This window comes from Desulfuromonas carbonis (assembly GCF_054658035.1).
Map to the genome: position 1 here is coordinate 235,096 of NZ_BAAHXR010000001.1, position 17,971 is coordinate 253,066.

Annotated in this window: 18 protein-coding genes and 1 other RNA gene; 10 read left to right on the forward strand and 9 right to left on the reverse strand. The window is 61.1% G+C overall.

Annotated features, from left to right (window positions below; all coding sequences use genetic code 11):
* Window positions 1-42: 42 nt before the first annotated feature.
* From ACYQ8E_RS01080 to ACYQ8E_RS01110, 7 genes are all read left to right on the forward strand, one after another.
* The gene (locus tag ACYQ8E_RS01080) at window positions 43-732 is read left to right on the forward strand and encodes a LysM peptidoglycan-binding domain-containing protein (protein ID WP_459859885.1); all 690 of its coding nucleotides are present in this window, start codon (window positions 43-45) and stop codon (window positions 730-732) included.
* A 354-nt stretch (window positions 733-1,086) separates the two neighbouring features.
* Window positions 1,087-3,318, forward strand: a complete 2,232-nt coding sequence (locus ACYQ8E_RS01085; protein WP_459859886.1) for an NADP-dependent isocitrate dehydrogenase — start codon at window positions 1,087-1,089, stop codon at window positions 3,316-3,318.
* A 76-nt stretch (window positions 3,319-3,394) separates the two neighbouring features.
* Complete coding sequence (gene mdh / locus ACYQ8E_RS01090; protein WP_459859888.1) at window positions 3,395-4,348, forward strand: malate dehydrogenase; 954 nt, start codon at window positions 3,395-3,397, stop codon at window positions 4,346-4,348.
* 276 nt (window positions 4,349-4,624) lie between these two features.
* Window positions 4,625-4,816: a 4Fe-4S binding protein gene (locus ACYQ8E_RS01095; protein WP_459859890.1), complete on the forward strand. Its 192-nt coding sequence runs from the start codon at window positions 4,625-4,627 to the stop codon at window positions 4,814-4,816.
* 26 nt (window positions 4,817-4,842) lie between these two features.
* Entirely contained in the window at window positions 4,843-5,982 is a 1,140-nt protein-coding gene (locus ACYQ8E_RS01100) for a 2-oxoacid:acceptor oxidoreductase subunit alpha (RefSeq protein ID WP_459859892.1), read from the forward strand.
* A gap of 2 nt (window positions 5,983-5,984) precedes the next feature.
* Window positions 5,985-6,800 carry a 2-oxoacid:ferredoxin oxidoreductase subunit beta gene (locus ACYQ8E_RS01105; RefSeq protein WP_066726009.1) on the forward strand — a complete coding sequence of 272 codons (816 nt, stop codon included), beginning with the start codon at window positions 5,985-5,987 and terminating at the stop codon, window positions 6,798-6,800.
* Window positions 6,801-6,828: 28 nt separating this feature from the next.
* Window positions 6,829-7,377 (forward strand): 2-oxoacid:acceptor oxidoreductase family protein, encoded by a 549-nt coding sequence (locus ACYQ8E_RS01110; protein WP_459859894.1) that lies wholly within the window; start codon window positions 6,829-6,831, stop codon window positions 7,375-7,377.
* Window positions 7,378-7,451: 74 nt separating this feature from the next.
* Here the strand turns inward: ACYQ8E_RS01110 and ACYQ8E_RS01115 are convergent, their stop codons facing one another.
* Window positions 7,452-8,390, reverse strand: coding sequence for a class 1 fructose-bisphosphatase (locus ACYQ8E_RS01115; protein WP_066726003.1), 939 nt, complete (start codon window positions 8,388-8,390; stop codon window positions 7,452-7,454).
* Between the two features lie 168 nt (window positions 8,391-8,558).
* On the opposite strand from ACYQ8E_RS01115, the gene ACYQ8E_RS01120 reads away from it, so the two are divergent.
* Window positions 8,559-8,909: a hypothetical protein gene (locus ACYQ8E_RS01120; RefSeq protein ID WP_066726000.1), complete on the forward strand. Its 351-nt coding sequence runs from the start codon at window positions 8,559-8,561 to the stop codon at window positions 8,907-8,909.
* Window positions 8,910-8,972: 63 nt separating this feature from the next.
* Here the strand turns inward: ACYQ8E_RS01120 and ACYQ8E_RS01125 are convergent, their stop codons facing one another.
* From ACYQ8E_RS01125 to ACYQ8E_RS01160, 8 genes are all read right to left on the reverse strand, one after another.
* Window positions 8,973-9,191 carry a hypothetical protein gene (locus tag ACYQ8E_RS01125; RefSeq protein ID WP_066725997.1) on the reverse strand — a complete coding sequence of 73 codons (219 nt, stop codon included), beginning with the start codon at window positions 9,189-9,191 and terminating at the stop codon, window positions 8,973-8,975.
* Between the two features lie 180 nt (window positions 9,192-9,371).
* Window positions 9,372-10,148, reverse strand: a complete 777-nt coding sequence (locus ACYQ8E_RS01130) for an inositol monophosphatase family protein (RefSeq protein WP_066725995.1) — start codon at window positions 10,146-10,148, stop codon at window positions 9,372-9,374.
* The gene (locus tag ACYQ8E_RS01135) at window positions 10,148-10,930 is read right to left on the reverse strand and encodes an EI24 domain-containing protein (RefSeq protein ID WP_066725992.1); all 783 of its coding nucleotides are present in this window, start codon (window positions 10,928-10,930) and stop codon (window positions 10,148-10,150) included. The genes ACYQ8E_RS01130 and ACYQ8E_RS01135 overlap by 1 nt, the downstream gene beginning before the upstream one ends.
* Entirely contained in the window at window positions 10,930-11,748 is an 819-nt protein-coding gene (locus tag ACYQ8E_RS01140; RefSeq protein WP_066725989.1) for a radical SAM protein, read from the reverse strand. Before ACYQ8E_RS01140 ends, ACYQ8E_RS01135 begins: the two co-directional genes overlap by 1 nt.
* A gap of 106 nt (window positions 11,749-11,854) precedes the next feature.
* The gene (locus ACYQ8E_RS01145; RefSeq protein ID WP_082820219.1) at window positions 11,855-12,586 is read right to left on the reverse strand and encodes a TorF family putative porin; all 732 of its coding nucleotides are present in this window, start codon (window positions 12,584-12,586) and stop codon (window positions 11,855-11,857) included.
* 80 nt (window positions 12,587-12,666) lie between these two features.
* Window positions 12,667-13,986: an ammonium transporter gene (locus ACYQ8E_RS01150; protein WP_459859897.1), complete on the reverse strand. Its 1,320-nt coding sequence runs from the start codon at window positions 13,984-13,986 to the stop codon at window positions 12,667-12,669.
* A gap of 49 nt (window positions 13,987-14,035) precedes the next feature.
* A complete protein-coding gene (locus ACYQ8E_RS01155; RefSeq protein ID WP_066725981.1) occupies window positions 14,036-14,374 on the reverse strand; it encodes a P-II family nitrogen regulator in 339 nt (112 codons plus the stop codon).
* Window positions 14,375-14,676: 302 nt separating this feature from the next.
* The gene (locus tag ACYQ8E_RS01160; RefSeq protein WP_459859899.1) at window positions 14,677-16,245 is read right to left on the reverse strand and encodes an ATP-binding protein; all 1,569 of its coding nucleotides are present in this window, start codon (window positions 16,243-16,245) and stop codon (window positions 14,677-14,679) included.
* A gap of 239 nt (window positions 16,246-16,484) precedes the next feature.
* On the opposite strand from ACYQ8E_RS01160, the gene ssrS reads away from it, so the two are divergent.
* Both ssrS and ACYQ8E_RS01170 read left to right on the forward strand, forming a co-directional pair.
* Window positions 16,485-16,665: non-coding RNA, 6S RNA (gene ssrS, locus ACYQ8E_RS01165), on the forward strand.
* An 86-nt stretch (window positions 16,666-16,751) separates the two neighbouring features.
* Window positions 16,752-17,927, forward strand: coding sequence for a TraB/GumN family protein (locus ACYQ8E_RS01170; protein ID WP_066725974.1), 1,176 nt, complete (start codon window positions 16,752-16,754; stop codon window positions 17,925-17,927).
* Window positions 17,928-17,971 lie beyond the last annotated feature (44 nt).

Consider the following 17,971-nt stretch of genomic DNA (forward strand, 5'->3'; position numbering starts at 1 on the left):
CCCCGGTTGCCGACCGGGGCCGTTGCCCCCTGCAGTCTTTTTGTGAAACGTCTTTGTTGTCTCATTCTGCTGCTTTTCGTCAGCGGCGGCTGCTCCCGGCCGCCGCAGGCCGAACTTGCGGCCGCCCGCGATGCCCTCGCCCGGGCCTACGCTGCCGGTGCCAGCCGCCTGGCAAGCGACGATTACCTGATTGCCAAACGCGCCCTGCAGGATAGCGAAGCGCTGGTTCACGACGGTGACTACCGCGCGGCCCGGGAGCTCCTCCCCTTTGCCACCCTGCGCGCCCGGCGGGCGCTGGTCCTCGCCCACAGTGCCGACGAACAGCTCCGCCGCGCTGAGCTCGAAAGGCGCGAGCGGGCCATTGCGGCGGCGCGCCAGCGCCAGCTGCAGCAGCAGCCCCCCCCGCCCCCCCCATCAAAACCGGATCGGACGGCACCTCGCAAACCGGTACCCCCGCCACAGCTTTCCTACACCGTGGGCGAGGGGGAGTCGCTCTACAGCATCGCCGCCCAGCCCCAGGTCTACGACGATCCGCTGCTCTGGCCGCTTTTGTACAAGGCGAACCGGGACCAGATCAGGGACCCCCGCCAGATCTACTCCGGCCAGGTCCTGACAATTCCCCGGGAGCTCTCCAGCGCAGAACTGGATGACGCCCGGCAGAAGGCGAAACAGTCCGACGTTTTTCCCCCCGGCGGGCCAATTTCCGCGCCGGAATCGAAGAGTAGCCGGTGACGGAATGGTGTTTCCCCCGGCGGTTTATCGCGGGTTGGAAGATTCATATTTTCCCTTGACAGCCCCTGGCCCTTTGTATACTGTATACAACGTTCCTAACTCGTTTATTTTTATCACTTTTTCTCTAAGCATCTGGTTTTGAAGCAGGTTTTCTGCATTGACCTTTTAGTGGTCAGGCCAATTTCGCGCCGCATAGCCTGATCATTGACCTGGCGCGGGATGCAATCGATTCAGTGAAAAACCGTTATTTTATTTATGGCCCGGCACACCACCTGAGCAAAAACTTCTAAGGACGAACTTTCGTTCGTCTTTCATTCTGCCTCTGGCAAAACTGGCACCGAACAAGGAGAGAACATGACAACGAAGAACGCAACGATTATCTGGTCGGAGATCGACGAAGCACCTGCCCTGGCTACCTACGCCCTCCTCCCGATCGTACAGAAATTCCTCAAGGGATCCGGCGTTAATGTCGAAACGCGGGACATATCCCTTTCCGGCCGAATCATCGCCAACTTTCCCGACCACCTGACCGAAGCCCAGAAAATTCCCGACTACCTCACCCAGCTGGGTGAACTGACCCAGGACCCGACTGCCAATATCATCAAGCTGCCGAACGTCAGCGCCTCCATTCCCCAGCTGCAGGCCGCCATCAAGGAGCTGCAGGAGAAGGGCTACAAGACCCCCGACTACCCGGAAGAGCCGAAAAACGACGCCGAAAAAGCCCTGCAGGCCCGTTTTGCCAAGTGCCTGGGCAGTGCTGTCAACCCGGTACTGCGCGAAGGGAACTCCGACCGCCGGGCCGCGGCCTCGGTCAAGAAGTTCGCCCAGAAGAACCCCCACCGCATGATGAAACCCTGGCCGGCCGGCTCCAAAACCCGCGTCGCCCACATGACCGGCAACGACTTCTACGGCAGCGAGACCTCCGTCACCGTCAAGGACGCCACCACGGTGAAGTACGAGTTCGTCGCCAAGGATGGCAGCGTCACCGTGCTGAAAGAGAAACTGGCGCTGCAGGCGGGTGAGGTGCTCGACTCCTCCTCCATGAACATGGCTGCCCTGCGCAAGTTCTACGCCGAGCAGATCGAGGCCGCCAAGAAGGACGGGGTTCTCCTCTCCCTGCACCTCAAGGCGACCATGATGAAGATCTCCGATCCCTACATCTTCGGTCAGTGCGTCACCGTCTTCTACAAGGATGTCTTTGACAAGTACGGCGATCTCTTCAAGGAACTGGGCGTGAATGTCAGCAACGGCCTGGGCGATGTCTATGCCAAGATCAAGCGCCTCCCCGAGGCCAAGCGGGCCGAAATCGAAGCAGCCATCATGGATGTCTACAAGACCCGGCCGGCCCTGGCGATGGTCGATTCCCGCAGAGGGATCACCAACCTGCACGTCCCCAACGACGTCATCATCGATGCCTCGATGCCGGTCGTGGTTCGCGACGGCGGCCAGATGTGGAATCTGAAAGACGAGTTGCAGGACACTGTCGCCATGGTTCCTGACCGCTGCTACGCCACCATCTACCAGACCATCATTGAAGATTGCCAGAAACACGGCCAGTTCAACCCGGCGACCATGGGGCACACCTCCAACGTCGGGCTGATGGCGCAGAAAGCCGAGGAGTACGGTTCCCACGACAAGACCTTCTTCGCCCCCGGCGACGGCAAGATCCGCGTCGTCGATGCCTCCGGCGCCGTCCTGCTCGAACAGACCGTCGAAAAGGGCGATGTCTTCCGCTCTTGCCAGACCAAGGATGCCCCGATCCGCGACTGGGTCAAGCTCGCCGTGACCCGCGCCAAGGCTTCCGGCGCTCCGGCCATCTTCTGGCTCGACGAGCAGCGCGGCCACGACGCCCAGATCATCAAGAAGGTCAACACCTACCTGAAGGACCATGACACCAGCGGCCTCGACATCCGCATCATGAAGCCGGACGACGCCATGAAGTTCGCCTGTGAGCGCGCCCGCAAAGGCCTCGACACCATCACCGTTACCGGCAACGCGCTGCGCGACTATTTGACCGACCTCTTCCCGATTCTCGAACTTGGCACCAGCGCCCGCATGCTCTCCATCGTTCCGCTGCTGGCCGGCGGCGGCCTTTTCGAAACCGGGGCCGGTGGCTCCGCGCCCAAACATGTCGAGCAGTTCCTCAAGGAAGGCCATCTGCGCTGGGATTCCCTCGGCGAATACTGCGCCCTGGTGCCGTCGCTGGAGCACATCGCCAACCGCAACAACGACGCCACCGTGCAGCTCTTTGCCGACACCCTCGACGAAGGGATCACCAAGTACCTCGAAAATGCCAAGGCGCCGTCCCGCAAGGTGAACGAGATCGACAACCGCGGCAGCAGCTTCTACCTGGCGCTGTACTGGTCCCAGGCCCTGGCTGCCCAGAACAAGAATGCGGAACTGAAGGCACGCTTCACCAAGGTCGCTGCCGATCTCGCCAGCAACGAAGCGAAGATCAACGCCGAGCTGCTGGCGGCGCAGGGCAAGCCGGTCGACATTGGCGGCTACTACCGCCCCGATGTCGCCAAGACCACGGCGGCCATGCGACCGAGCGCGACCCTGAACGCGATCATCGACGCTCTTTAACCAGACCTGGCGGTAGCGGGGCAACCAGATGGCCCCGCTACCCTATTTTCATTACCCAACATAAGGAGAGAAGACCATGGCAAGACCAAAAATCGCTCTTATCGGTGGTGGTCAGATTGGTGGCGTTCTTGCTCAGCTTTGCGCCCTGCGTGAACTGGGTGACGTGGTGCTGTTCGACATCGTCGAAGGCCTTCCCCAGGGCAAATGCCTTGACATCGCCGAAGCCGCCCCGGTCGACGGTTTTGACGTCAACCTGAAAGGGACCAACGACTACGCCGACATCGCCGGCGCCAACGTCGTCATTGTCACCGCCGGCCTGCCGCGCAAACCGGGTATGAGCCGCGATGACCTGATCGAGGTCAACAGCAAGATCATGACCTCGGTGGCCGAAGGGATCAAAAAGCACGCCCCTAACTCCTTCGTCATCATCATCTCCAACCCCCTCGACGCCATGGTGACCCTCTGCCAGAAGGTCACCGGCTTCCCCTACAATCGCGTCATCGGCCAGGCCGGCGTCCTCGACTCCGCCCGTTTCAAGGCTTTCATCGCCTGGGAACTCGGCGTCTCGGTCAAGGATGTCGTGGCGATGACCCTCGGCGGCCATGGCGACGACATGGTACCGCTGGTTCGCTATGCCAGCGTCCAGGGGATTCCGGTGATGGAACTGCTGGAGCAGAAATACAAGAGCGCGGCCAAGGCCAAGGAAGTGATGGAAGCCATGGTCAAGCGTACCCGCGGTGCCGGCGGTGAGGTTGTCGCCCTGCTCAAAAACGGCAGCGCCTTCTACAGCCCGGCCTCCTCGGCGATCGCCATGGCCGAGTCGATCCTCAAGGATTCCAAGCGCGTCCTGCCGACCTGCGTCTACCTCAACGGCGAGTTCGGAGTCAAGGGCTACTTCGTCGGCGTCCCGACGGTCCTCGGCGCCAACGGCGTCGAGCAGATCCTCCAGTTCAAACTCGATGCCGAAGAGCAGGCGATGATGGACAAGTCGGTGGCGGCCGTCAAGGGTCTCGTCGACAGCATGAAATAAGCAGCACCTACGGACAGACCGCAGGAAGGGCAATGGTAACATTGCCCTTCTTTGCTATATTGCGATTTTCGAATGTAATTCTCGCAAGTTGCGGATGATATCTGGAAACCCCAATTCGGGATGGCGGTCACAGCGCCGGAGTTCAGTCCCCGGAAAAGGGACGATATCGTATACATAATTTTCTGGAAACCAACGCTATATTGCGATAGTATGCGCGCTGTTTGACCTATCAATGCCGTTTCGCAACGGTCACCACGAAAAAGGAGAACTAGGGGAATGAGCAGTCCGAAAATCGAGGTTATCGAAAGGTACTGCAAGGGGTGCAGCATTTGTGTCGAATTCTGCCCCACCAAGGTCCTGGAGATGGATGCGTTTCTGGTCAAGGTCGCCCGCCCTGAGGCTTGCATCGCCTGCATGCAGTGCGAGTTGCGGTGCCCCGACTTTGCCATCAAAGTTACCAAAGATTAATTCATATCCAGAGGAGGTCGGTTAACGTGGCTAAAAAAGTTGCTCTGTTGCAGGGGAACGAAGCGTGCGCCCAGGGTGCCGTTTATGCCGGATGTAATTTCTTCGGCGGTTACCCCATTACCCCCTCCACCGAGGTTGCGGAAGTTCTCTCCAATGAACTCCCCAAGACTGGTGGCAAATTCATCCAGATGGAAGACGAGATCGGCGCCATCGCCTCGGTCATCGGCGCTTCACTGACCGGTGCCAAGGCCCTGACCGCAACCTCAGGTCCCGGCGTCTCCCTCAAGCAGGAACTGATCGGCTACGCCTGCATCGCCGAGGTTCCCTGCGTCATCATCAACGTCATGCGCGGTGGCCCCTCCACCGGCATGCCGACCGGCCCCGGCCAGTCCGATGTCCAGCAGGCCAAGTGGGGCACCCACGGCGACCACGCAACCATCGCCCTGGTCCCGGCCTCCTGCCAGGAGATCTTCACCGAGACGGTGCGTGCCTTCAACCTCGCCGAGAAGTACCGCATGCCGGTCCAGGTCCTCTACGACGAGATCGTCGGCCACATGCGCGAGCGTATCGAGTTCCCCGAACCGGGCGAGCTTGAGGTGATCGACCGCGCCAAACCGACCGTCACCCCCGACAAGTACAAGCCCTACGATACCTCCTTCGGCGACGTTCCGCCGCTGGCGGCCTTCGGCTCCGGCTACCGCTTCCATGTCACCGGCCTCAACAAGGCCCAAGACGGCTTCCCGACCACCAAGGCCGAATATGTCGACGCCGAAGAGCGCCGCCAGATTCGCAAGGTCGAAGGTGAAGCAGCCCGTGCTGAGATCGAGAAGTACGAGGAATACCTGGTCGACGACGCCGAGGTGGTGATCTTCGCCTACGGTTCGACTTCCCGCAGCGCCCGCTATGCCGTCAACGAGCTGCGCAAGGAAGGGGTCAAGGCCGGCCTCTTCCGCCCCATTACCCTCTGGCCCTTCCCGGAAAAACGCGTTGCCGAAATCGGCAAGAAGGTCAAGGGGATCGTCGTCCCCGAGCTCAACCTCGGCCAGATGAACCTCGAGGTGGAACGCGTCGTCAAGGGTTCCTGCCCGGTACTGCACCTCGGCCGCGTCGACGGTGACCCGCTCAATCCCGGCCAGATCATGGACAAAGTCAAGGAGGTCAAGTAACCATGGCTTACGATTACGATAAATTCCTGCGCCCCGGAAAATTGCCCCACATCTGGTGCCCCGGCTGCGGCCACGGCATCGTCATGAAGGGGATGCTGCGGGCCATCGATGCTTGCGGTCTGGAAAAAGACAACACCGCCATCGTTTCCGGTATCGGCTGCGCCAGCCGCATGCCCGGCTATGTTGACTTCAACACCCTGCATACCGCTCACGGGCGGGCTGCGGCTTTCGCCACCGGCGTCAAGATGGCCAAGCCGGAGATGAACGTCATTGTCGTCGGCGGTGACGGCGACGGCACCGCCATCGGCGGCAACCACTTCATCCACGCCTGCCGCCGCAACATCGACATGACCTACGTCATCATGAACAACAGCATCTACGGCATGACCGGCGGCCAGTTCTCCCCCTGCACCCCGACCGGTGCCAAGGCCTCTACCACCCCCTACGGCAATCCCGACCCGACCTTTGACATCAGCAAGCTGGCGATCGGCGCCGGCGCCACCTTCGTCGCCCGCACCACCGCTTTCCACGCAACCCAGATCGACAAGCTGGTGGCCGAAGGGATCAGGCACAAGGGGATGGCGGTCATTGAAGTCCTCGACGACTGCCCGACCACCTATGGCCGGCGCAACAAGTTCCGCAGCGTCGTTGACATGATGAAGCGCCTCAAGGAGATCGCCGTGCCGGTCGCCGCTGCCGCCAAGATGACCGCCGAGCAACTCGAAGGCAAGGTCCTCACCGGGGTCCTCTACAAGGAAGACAAACCGGAATATTGTGAGCAGTATGCCCAGGTCATTGCCAAGGCGCAGGGCGCCTGATTTCCGCAGCGCATAAGGAGAGAGTGAAATGGCAAAAAGATATGAAATTCGCTTTTCCGGTGCCGGCGGCCAGGGTCTGATCACTGCCGGCATCATCCTCGCCGAGGCGGCCTCGATCATCGAGGGGAAACACGCCGTCCAGTCGCAGAGCTATGGCCCTGAAGCTAGAGGCGGCGCCTCCAAGTCGGAAGTCATCATCGCCGACGGTCCCATCGATTATCCCAAGGCGACCATCGTCGACGCCTGCCTGGCGATGACCCAGGAAGCGGCCGACAAGTACGCCAACGGCATCAAGCCCGGCGGCCTGCTCCTCCTCGATTCGGACTTCGTCAAGAATGAGCCGAAGGGGGACTTCAAGGTCATCAAGATGCCGATCATGCGCACCGCCAAGGAAGACCTCGGGCGCGAGATCGTCGCCAACGTGGTGGCGCTGGGCGCCATGATCGCCCTGACCGATGTCGTTTCCCGGGAATCGGGCGAGCAGGCGGTCCTGCGCAAGGTTCCGGAAGCCTTCAAGGATCTGAACAAGAAGGCCTACAGCCTCGGCTTTGACAAGGTGAAAGAACTGTTGAAGTAATCCCTTCACCGGGAACTGGACGAAAAAAGCCCGGAGCAAATGCTCCGGGCTTTTTTCTTTTCGCAAGGAATATCTCAGCCGAATTCGGCGACGAACTTCTCGGCCCGCTCGACATCTTCACTGCTGCCGATAAAGACCGGCTCCCGATGATCGATCCCTTCCGGGAGAATGTCCAGAATCCGCTCCCGGCCATTGGAAGCCTTGCCGCCGGCCTGTTCGATCAGAAAGGCCATCGGGTTGAGTTCATAAAGCAGCCGCAGCTTCCCCTTGGGGGCATCCTTCAGGTGCGGATACATAAAGAGGCCCTGCCCCTTGATCAGCACCTGGTTGATATCCGGGACGAAGCCGCCGCTGTAGCGGAGCTTGGCCCCCTTCTCTTCCAGGGAGGTGACAAACTTCTCAACGCCCGGAGTGTACTTGTTGCGCTGCCCACCCGGGGAGTAGATCGACCCCGATGGCTTCATCGTCACATTTTCCTGGATCAGGGTATATTCCATCAGGGCGTTCATCGCGAATTCATGAACACCGTTGCCGGTCGAATAGACCAGCGTCGCCCGGGGTCCGTAGAGGATATACATGGCGGCCACCAGGGTCCGGCCGCGCTGGAGGACATTGTCGCCGCGGTAAATGCCGACGATGGTACCAACCGCGAGGTTGACATCGACCAGGGAAGAGCCGTCGAGGGGATCATAGGCGATTGAGTACTTGCCATTGAGGTTGACATTGATAATTTCCGGGGTTTCTTCGGAGGCGATGGTCGCGACTACCCCCGAGTGGATCAGCCGTTTCCGCAAAATGCGATCGGAGAGGACATCGAGGGCAAGTTGCTCCTCGCCATAGAGATTCGAGGTACCCGCTACGCCGAGGTCGCCGGTACGAATGGCGTTGATGACATAACGCGATGCCGTGGCAATCTCGCAGATCACTCTGGTAAGGTCGCGATCTTCTTCCCGCTCCCGCAGGTGACGACGCAGGTCAATCTGAAATTTGGTACGCCCGGGTTCAGTATTCAAGGCTGGCCTCCTGAGAAGTTATTAAAAATAAGATGCGGCCAGTTTAGACCAACTCCGGCAGTGCAGCAAGGAATTTGCCCAGGAATTTGCCCAGGATCTTCCGCCTTGGCCTTGACCTCGGGATGAATAATGTTAGAAATACAGGGAAATATTTTCCAGGAGGAGCTCATGGAAGACCGGCAGCAGCAACCTGAACCCGCGCGGAATCCCGGTGAGAAGATATGGGATGCCACCGTCAAAACCTTTCACAGCGCTTCCTTCCGCGCCAACCAGTACAAGCGCATCGTCCAGAAGAAAATCGATCTCAACGCCCTGCACAAAAAGATCGCCGTCCTGCATAGCGACCTCGGTCGCCTGGTCGATGAGAACCGCGAACTCCTCCCGGGAACCGGCGCCGCAGATTCCCGGGTCCATGAGCTACTGCAACAGCTCGATGGCCTGAAACATGCGGCAGCAACCCTGGAGGAAGAGATCGGTGCCATCAGGGAGGAACAACCGGCGGCAGAAGAACCCGCCTGAGCCATAAAAGGGAAATGACGAACGACAACGGCCCTCCATGCGAGGGCCGTTGTCGTCTCCGGTTCAGCGCAGATGTTTGCGCGGTTTGGGGATGCTGTGCAGGTGGGCATCCTTGTACTCACGATCGCGGCGCCGCAGATCGTCCTTCACCCCGTCTTCGGCGGTAGCCAGTTCACCCGGATGCCGTTCCATGATCTCCAGCGCGACATCGATGTGCTGCAGGCTTTGCTCAAGGTTCCCTTCGCCGGGCAGTTTTTCCGGGGTGTTCTTCAGATTGGCCATGTAACCTCCTTACGGCAGGGGTGGTACCAACGGTCAGGCTCCGGCACTCCTGTTCGGGCTACCGGATGACCAGACGGCTCACTTCCATTGTAGCCGTCGCCGACTGGCTGGCAAGTAGATGTCAAACCAGTAGATATCAAACCGGGCCGAGGATGCAGCCGGCGGCCACCAGGCTCCCGCTCAGGGCCGTCGCCCCTGCTGCAGCACCGAAATCATCGCGGCATGTAGATGGCCGTTACTGGCCAGGCATTCGGCCCCGGCCAGGTCGAGACGCCGCCCGGCAAAATCACTGACCATCCCTCCGGCCTCGGTGACCAGCAAAAGACCGGCGGCCATGTCCCAGGGTTTGAGTTTCATCTCCCAGTAGCCGTCAAAACGCCCTGCCGCCGTGCAGGCGAGATCGAGGCTGGCCGCCCCGGGGCGACGGCAGGCCTGGGCAACCTGCTGGAAGTTCACAAAATGGTCGTAATTATTGGCCGGGCTCTGTTTGCGGTCATAGGGGAAACCGGTGGCGAGGAGCGCCTGGTCGAGCTCCCGCGTCGGCGAAACCTGCAGCGGCTTGCCGTTGAGGGTGGCACCCCGCCCCCGCTCGGCGACATAGAGTTCCTCGAAGATCGGGTTGTAAACGATCCCGAGCAGGACCTGCCCGGCCTTTTCGAGGGCGAGAGAGACGGCAAACCAGGGGAACCCGTGGGCGAAATTGGTGGTGCCGTCCAGTGGATCGATGATCCAGCGCCAGTCGCTCTCGCCGTCGTTGCCATAGTCCGCTTCTTCCGCCAGGATGGCATGCTCCCGATAGCGTTCGCGGATGACGGCGACAATGGCCGCCTCTGCGGCGCGGTCCGCGTCGGTGACCAGATCGACTTCGCCCTTGTGCAATATTTCCAGCCGGCCGCCGAACTTCCGGCGCAGTTGGTCCCCTCCCGCCATAACCGCTTCCAGGGCAAGGCTCATCATTATTCTACCTCCGTTTCGGCCTGCGGCGGATCTGCGCACCACAACCGGGTGGCGGCGATCACCCCGAGGGGAATGGTGAGAAATTGCAGCAGCGGGACTGCCAGCAGACAGAGGAGTCCGCAGCCAAAGCCGAGCATTGCCAGCTTGCGCTGCAGCAGGTAGTGCCGCTGCGCGGCGAGGCGCATTCCTTTGCGGCTGGCGATATAGCCGGTGTATTCAATGACGAGGAAAACCAGAGTCCACAGCACCGACAGCACGCCGAAAAGTACGGTGCCGATCCCGGGCAGGAGGTTAAGCAGGAGCAGAAGCGCCATGCCGGTGAGGAAAAGAAAGATTTTCCTGCTTTCGTCGGCCAGGGTCTGCAGCGCTCCGATCAGAAAGCCGCGCAACTGGAAGGGTTGCTCCGGGCGAAATCCGGTAATCAGTTCCTCGGTTCGCTCCGAGAGGAGATCATTGAAAGGGGACGCGAGCAAGGCCCCGACCAGGCTGAAACTGAAGAAAACCAGGACCATCGTCAGCAGCACGGCAAGAAACCAGACCAGGTAGGTAACCAGCGCCCAATACCAGGCATCCCCCTGGGGGAGATACTGGGTGACGGTGCCGGCAAAAAACTTCAGGCCCGCCCAGACCGCCGCGGTAAAGACGAGGATGTTGATCGAGAGGGGAAAGAGGATGAACCGGATCAGCCTCGGGTGCTGCAATAAAAACCGGCCGGACTGGAAAGGACTGAAAAAACCGGCGGCAAAGCGCCCGGCGGGGTTCGGGGAGACTGGATTCGGCATCAGGACACCTCCGGAGCCAGGGAAAAGAGCGGTGCGCCAACTTCCTGCAGGACAAGGGTACCGCACCCCCCTTCGGCCTGGCGCCGCCAGCGGTTGGGGCGGCGCACCCGGGAATGGCGCTCGGCCAGGTAGGAATAGACCGCATTGAAGCCCTCTGCCCCGGGGCTGGAGAAGGGACTGCCGGGGACCGGGTTGCAGGCGAGCAGATGGAGGGTCGTTTCGGGCCAGCGGCCCAGCAGTTGGAGCAGAGCGTCGAGCTCCCGCCGACAATCATTGACCCCTTCCAGCAGCAGGTAATTGATTCCGATCCGACGCCGCGCCCGCCGGGAGAGGGAAGCAAGGCCGTGGTCAACGCAGGCGACCAGTTCTTCGAGCTGGGGCGCCCGGGGCAGCAGCTGCCGATGCACCGCCGCGCTCCCCGCGTGCAGGGAAAGCATCAGGCCGTTATGCGGAAGGGGAAGAGCCGCTGCCAGGTGCACCAGTGGGCCCCCGGTGGTCGTCAGCGATACCGGCAGGTCAGATGCTTCGATAAATTCGCGGACGACGGCAAAGTTGTGCAGTGGCTCGCCGATGCCGGAAAGGGTCAGCCGCCGCGGCGGCATGCCTCCCGCCCGGAACAGCTCGACCTGGCTGATCAGTTCATCCACCCTCAGATTGCGGTGCAGCCCGTTCCGTCCCGAGGCACAAAAGGGACAGGCCAGGGCACATCCGGCCTGAGTGGAAAGACAGAGGGTGCCACTGCCGTAATAGACAGCTTCGACGCTGAGGCCATCCGCGAGAGGGACGGCAAGTCGAATATTTTTGAAGTCGTCGGTCATGGATCATTGCCATGCAAATAAAAATTGGCCCGCCACCCATAGTAGGGGATGGCGGGCCAAATGTCGACAGGAGGCAAATCTCTATCGACAGGACTTGTTGGTGTGCCTAGAAAGCCAGGGCCACGTTCAGGCCGGAGACCAGCTTCGGCTCAAGGTAGTCACGGGCGTCGTCGGCAACGGCGTCGGAGAAGAGGAGCGAAGGGGAGACCGTCAGGCTATCCGTCACGGCAAAGTCGACGCTGGCCGACAGCTCGTAGTTGTGGATACCGTTGTAGGCGCCGACGCTTTCATCGTTGTAGCTGATCAGGGCGCCGAGATTGAGACCCGCCTTGTCCATCAGCTCGATGGTGTGGCCGATGGAAAGAGTGGCGAAGAGACCATCGCGATCGGCGCTGCGTGCCTTGTCCCAATCCCAGTAAAGGGTGACGGCCGGGGCGAGCAGGGTGTCGAGGCTGAGGCCGACATAGGCCTCATTGGTGGCGCCGGGGACGTTGAAGGTGTAGTAGATGTTGCCGACGCTGAGCGCGAGTTTGTCGGTCAGGTTGGCGGTATAGTCGATGACCAGGTCGGTTTCGGTCATCTCCCCCGAATCGAGAGCAGGTGCGCCGCCAGCGTCGGAAACGAGCTGGAAATTGCTCCAGTAGCTGAGGGTGAAGCCGTTGGCGCTGAGATCGATACCGCCCTGCAGAACCGGAAGATTACCGCTGAAATCAAGACCGCGCCAGAGGTACTGGCTGTAGATACCGGCGTAGGCATCGCCGGAGACTTCCAGGGCCGAGGCCGGGCCGGCCACGGAAAGGGCCACCAGGGCCACCAGAGCAACTGCAAACTTTTTCATCTTACTTTCTCCTTTAAATGGGGGTTGATTCCGGGCGGGGGGGTTCCCCCCCCGCCCGGGATGAGACACCAGGTGAAATATTACTTGAGTCCCTGCGAACCGCGGCCGAATTCCGGGTAGGCTTCGAGACCGAGTTCGGAAGTATCACATCCGGCATGCTCTTCCTCTTCGGAAACCCGCAGCCCGATGGTGTACTTGATGACCAGCCAGACGATGGCCGAAGAGATGATGACGAAGGCGCCGATGGAGGCAACACCGATGAACTGGGTCACAAAACTCGCCTCGCTGTTGGTGAAGGGGACGGCCATGGTGCCCCAGATCCCGCAGACCAGATGGACCGAGAGCGCACCGACCACATCGTCAATCTTGAGTTTGTCGAAGAAGGGGACGGCGAGAACCACCAGGATGCCACCGACGGCGCCGATCAGGGTGGCAGCCCCGGGAGAGGGGGTGTCGGGCCCGGCGGTGATCGCCACCAGACCGGCCAGGGCGCCGTTGAGGGCCATCGTCAGGTCGACCTTCTTGTAAAGAATCTGCAACAGGATCATCGCCGCAATCATCCCGCCGCAAGCGGCGAGGTTGGTGTTCGCCATGACATTCGACATGCTGATCGCATCGCCGGCGGTGCCGAGAGCGAGGACCGAACCACCGTTGAAACCGAACCATCCCATCCAGAGGATGAAGGTACCGAGGGTCGCGAGGGTCAGGTTGGAACCGGGGATCGGGTTGACCCGGCCGTCCTTGGTATATTTCCCTTTGCGGGCACCGAGGATGATGGCACCGGTCAGGGCCGCCCAGCCACCGGCAGAGTGAACCAGAGTCGATCCGGCGAAGTCAAGGAAACCCATCTCCGACAGCCAGCCGCCGCCCCAGCCCCAGGAGCCCTGGATCGGGTAGATGATGCCAGTCATCACCACGCAAAAGGCGAGGAAACCCCAGAGCTTGATGCGCTCGGCGACGCAGCCGGAGACCACCGAACAGGCGGCGCCGCAGAAGACCATCTGGAAGAACCAGTCGGAGGCCGCGGCATAACCACCGGAGAAATCACCACCGGCAGCGGCAGCATCGTCCGGGCCCCAGAGGCCGAAGGAGCCCATGAATCCGCCGTCAACCCCGTTGTACATCAGGTTGTAACCGACCAGGTAGAAGAGGATACCGGCGACGGCAAAGAGCGAGATGTTCTTCAGGCAGATGGTCGCCACGTTCTTGGTCCGGACCAGGCCCGATTCGAGCATGCCGAAGCCGGCGGCCATCCACATGACGAGGACGCCGTTGACCAGGAAGGAAAAAGTATTGAGAACATAGGCGACTTCACTGGTCGGAGCATCTTCGGCGAGAGCCAGGACCGGAAGGGCGAGCAGCCCGACGACCACGGCGATGAGAGAGAGTGCTTTCTTCATTTCGTTACCTCCTATGGAAAATTTTCGGATCGGGAAATGTGTCGTTTTATCAGAGGGAGTCGTCACCGGCCTCGCCGGTCCGGATCCGTACTGACTGCTCCACCGGCAGGACAAAGATCTTGCCGTCGCCGATGCGGCCGGTACAGGCCTCCTTCTGAACCGTGGTCACAACCTCGTTGACCCGCTCTTCGGAAACCACCAGCTCGATTTTCACCTTGGGGATGAAATCGATCTGGTACTCGGCACCGCGGTAAAGCTCGGTGTGTCCCTTTTGCCGTCCGAACCCGCGAACTTCGCTTACCGTCATCCCGGTGATCCCGAGATCGGTCAGCGCACTCTTGACATCGTCCAGCTTGAACGGCTTGATAATGCATTCAATTTTTTTCATTCCTGACTGCTCCTTTCCAGAGTTCGCAAAATAAAACGGCACCCAGCCCCCGGAAAGATCCAGGGGAGGGGCGCCGTTGCCCAGTGCGACCGCTGGTGAACGCCATTGTTCCCGCTGGTCGATTATTCGTTATTGCCTGTCTGTTGCGCGGTGCGTAAATAGCACACCCTGTTCACCGTGATTTGAGCAGGAGTTGTGCCAAATTGAATTTCTTTGTATTTCCGGCACCTTGAACAATAGCATCGGGTTCTTGTGCCTAACTTTTATACAGCCATTGACGGGGGTGGGAATTTTCCGGGCAATCAGCCGACCGGCAATACCATCCGGAAGGTTGTTCCCCCGGCGCCACTCTCGACGAGGAGCCGGCCTTCGTGCTCGATCACGATGTTGCGGCAGATGTAAAGGCCGAGCCCCGTCCCCTCCCCTTCCCGCTTGGTGGTGAAGAAGGGGTCGAAAATCTGCTTTTGGATCTCTTCCGGGATGCCCGGCCCGCTGTCGGTTATTTCGACCTCGACCTCGGCGCCGGCAACCGGCCGCGTCGCGACCAGCAACCGCCCTGTGGCCCCCATCGCCTGGGTGGCATTCATGATCAGGTTTATCAGGACCTGCTTGATCTTGTTGGGATCGGCCTTGATCCAGGGGAGATCGCCATAATCCTCGACCAGGTCGATATGATTGCGACTCAACTCGTAGCGCACCAGGCGCAGCACATCCCGCAGTACTTCGTTGACATCGGTGGAACGACGCACCATCTCCTGGGCCCGGGAAAAGGAGAGGAGGCTGCCGGTCAGGGCCTTGAGGCGCTCCACCTCGCTTTCGACCCGCTCCACCAGCTCCTGCTGATAAGGGGGGAGGCTCTCCTCCCGCAGCAGCAGCTGCGCCGCATAGGAAATTACCGCCAGCGGGTTATTGACCTCGTGAGCGATTCCGGCGGAAAGCCGCCCGACCTCGGCCAGCTTTTCCGACTGGATGGTCTGCTCCAGAAGGCGCTTGAATTCCGTCACATCCTCAACGATAACCACCGCGCCGGTGGTCCGCTCACCGTCCTTGAGCGGCGCCAGGCGCCGCTTCTGGATGCGCATTTCCCCCTTGAAGTTGCGATGGGCCAGACGCAGGTTTTCGGCCCGCCCCTGCTCCAGCACCCGCCGCACCCGGGTGCCGAACCCTTCCTCCTCCAGCCCGGGGAAGAGGGCGAAAAGGTCCCGGCCCAGCGCCTCCTCTTCACTGACGCCACTCATTTCGGCGATGCTGCGGTTCCAGGAGGTGATCTTGAGCTGATCGTCTACCGTGTAGATGCCGAGGTTGACGCTCTTCAGGATCCGTTCGTTGAGCTGATGCAGCTCCTGGTAGCGCCCCGACATCCGCCGCAGGTTCTGGTAGAGCCGGGCGTTCTCGATGGCGATGGCGGCCTGGGCGGCCATCGCCATCAACGGCGGGATATCCTCGGCGGCAAACGCTCCCGGAAGCGGACTCTCGACGTTGAAGACGCCAATCACCTTCTCCCGGGCGATGAGCGGCACCGCCAGTTCACTGCGCGCACCGAGAATGCCGGCCAGGTAGTCGGGCTGGGCGCAGACATCCTCGACCAGGATCGGCTTGCCGCTCAGCGCCACCCGCCCCATCACCCCGCGGCCGAGGGGGATGGTGGTACTGCTCGCGGCCTCGGAGTAACCATAGGCGGCGGCGGTCACCAGCATCTCCCCCTTGTCATCCACCAGCCGGATGATGGCGTTTTCAAAGCGGAAGACATCCCTGGAGATGCGCAGGATGCGGGCCAGCAACTCGTCGAGGTCGGTAGTGGCAATCAACTCCTGGCCAATATCAAGCAGGGCCTTGAGGAGAATTTCCGGTTTTCCCATGGTGGCAGGCATAGCTCTCCCTTGGCTGGTTCCCCTTCTTCAAGGCACAAGCCGTGCCAGCGGTGCCGACCTTTCAACCATACAGAATTCCGATACTTTTCCAGAGGACTCCGCCGGACTTCCGGTCAGCTGCCCCTTTTCCGGCAGCACTGCCCAACAAATATGCAGCCGGCAACGCCTGGCCGCCATGCCACCAGCGAAAAGATTCTCCTTGTTTCACCGGGTGCTTTTTCCTATACTGATCACGAACATGCTCTCTGCCCTGCAGGTGAGGTCCAGACGCCCAGGCGGAATGATAATTCAATGGGAAAGCTTACAGGGGCGCGGTGTGCCAGCCCACCAGCGAGTGGGACGCCTGATGCGCCTACAAGCGATCCCACCTGTTGGTACTCGCTAGGAGGCCAACGGATCCACGGCAGGTGTGGAGAGCAGCATGGAAAAAGGCGGCGGGAAGATTCCCGACGCCTTTGTTATTCCGGTAGTTCTACGAAAAGAGCCCCCTGAAAGGCCCTGCTTGCATGACCAGCCCCGAATCTGCAGATGTCCAGCGCCTCTTTCTTGGTGACCGGGAGATCGTCTTCGTCGGCACCGCCCACATTTCCCAGGAGTCGGTCGCCACGGTACGCGCAACGATCAGCGCGGAAGCTCCCGATACCGTCTGCGTCGAGCTTGACAGTCAGCGCTACCAGGCGCTCAGGGATCGCAATCGCTGGGAATCCCTCAACCTCATCCAGGTGATTAAGAGCGGGCAGACCTCCTTCCTGCTCGCCAATCTCGCCCTCGCCTCCTTCCAGAAACGGATGGGACTGCAGACCGGCGTCAAACCGGGGGCCGAGCTTGCGGCGGCGGCGGAGCTCGCCGAGGCCGAAGGGCGGCACCTGGAACTGATCGACCGCAACATCCGCACCACCCTGCTGCGCGCCTGGCGCAAAACCGGGCTCTGGAAGAAGCTGAACCTGGTTTCGGCGCTGGTGGCCGGACTCTTCGAAAACCAGAAACTGGATGAAGCGGAGCTGGCCCGCCTGCGCCAGACCGACACCCTCTCGGCGATGCTCGAAGAGATGGCCGAACTCCTCCCCACGGCGAAAACGACCCTGGTCGACGAGCGCGATATCTACATGGCGCATTACATCCGCAACGCTCCCGGGGCCAAAATCGTTGCCGTGGTCGGCGCCGCCCACCTTCCCGGCATCCTGCGCCGCATTCAGCAGGAGGCTGATCCGGAAACGATCCGCGAGATCAGCAGCGTCCCGGAGAAGTCGCCCCTCTCCAGGATCATCCCCTGGCTGATTCCGGTCCTGGTCGTCGCTCTCTTTGCCGCCGGCTTCTTTTTCGGCGACCGCGACCGCCTCGCTGGCGCCGCCATTGGCTGGGTCCTGGCCAACGGCCTCCTCTCGGCCCTGGGCGCCCTGATCGCCTTCGGTCATCCGCTGACCATCGCCACCGCCTTCGTCGCCGCGCCGATCACCTCTCTCAACCCGACGGTCGGTGCCGGCATGGTGACCGGGCTGGTGCAGGCTTTTATCGCCGCCCCGACGGTCGGCGACTTCGAACGGGTCGGCGACGACCTCGCCAATCTCCGTGGCTGGTGGGGCAATCGCATGACCCGGGTGCTGCTGGTCTTCTTCTTTTCCAACCTCGGTTCGGCCCTCGGTACCCTGGTTGCCTTCAGGTGGCTGAAAGATTTGATCTGACCTGGCGGCGAGTTCACCAGACAAGAGAGGCCACCCGCGTCGCG

Excerpts from the sequence above, each read along its gene's own strand:
- ACYQ8E_RS01085 (WP_459859886.1), top strand. The coding sequence starts at position 1,087 with ATGACAACGAAGAACGCAACGATTATCTGGTCGGAGATCGACGAAGCA.
- mdh (WP_459859888.1), top strand. The coding sequence starts at position 3,395 with ATGGCAAGACCAAAAATCGCTCTTATCGGTGGTGGTCAGATTGGTGGC.
- ACYQ8E_RS01095 (WP_459859890.1), top strand. The coding sequence starts at position 4,625 with ATGAGCAGTCCGAAAATCGAGGTTATCGAAAGGTACTGCAAGGGGTGC.
- ACYQ8E_RS01105 (WP_066726009.1), top strand. The coding sequence starts at position 5,985 with ATGGCTTACGATTACGATAAATTCCTGCGCCCCGGAAAATTGCCCCAC.
- ACYQ8E_RS01110 (WP_459859894.1), top strand. The coding sequence starts at position 6,829 with ATGGCAAAAAGATATGAAATTCGCTTTTCCGGTGCCGGCGGCCAGGGT.
- ACYQ8E_RS01120 (WP_066726000.1), top strand. The coding sequence starts at position 8,559 with ATGGAAGACCGGCAGCAGCAACCTGAACCCGCGCGGAATCCCGGTGAG.
- ACYQ8E_RS01125 (WP_066725997.1), bottom strand. The coding sequence starts at position 9,191 with ATGGCCAATCTGAAGAACACCCCGGAAAAACTGCCCGGCGAAGGGAAC.
- ACYQ8E_RS01130 (WP_066725995.1), bottom strand. The coding sequence starts at position 10,148 with ATGATGAGCCTTGCCCTGGAAGCGGTTATGGCGGGAGGGGACCAACTG.
- ACYQ8E_RS01135 (WP_066725992.1), bottom strand. The coding sequence starts at position 10,930 with ATGCCGAATCCAGTCTCCCCGAACCCCGCCGGGCGCTTTGCCGCCGGT.
- ACYQ8E_RS01140 (WP_066725989.1), bottom strand. The coding sequence starts at position 11,748 with ATGACCGACGACTTCAAAAATATTCGACTTGCCGTCCCTCTCGCGGAT.
- ACYQ8E_RS01145 (WP_082820219.1), bottom strand. The coding sequence starts at position 12,586 with ATGAAAAAGTTTGCAGTTGCTCTGGTGGCCCTGGTGGCCCTTTCCGTG.
- ACYQ8E_RS01150 (WP_459859897.1), bottom strand. The coding sequence starts at position 13,986 with ATGAAGAAAGCACTCTCTCTCATCGCCGTGGTCGTCGGGCTGCTCGCC.
- ACYQ8E_RS01155 (WP_066725981.1), bottom strand. The coding sequence starts at position 14,374 with ATGAAAAAAATTGAATGCATTATCAAGCCGTTCAAGCTGGACGATGTC.
- ACYQ8E_RS01160 (WP_459859899.1), bottom strand. The coding sequence starts at position 16,245 with ATGCCTGCCACCATGGGAAAACCGGAAATTCTCCTCAAGGCCCTGCTT.
- ACYQ8E_RS01170 (WP_066725974.1), top strand. The coding sequence starts at position 16,752 with ATGACCAGCCCCGAATCTGCAGATGTCCAGCGCCTCTTTCTTGGTGAC.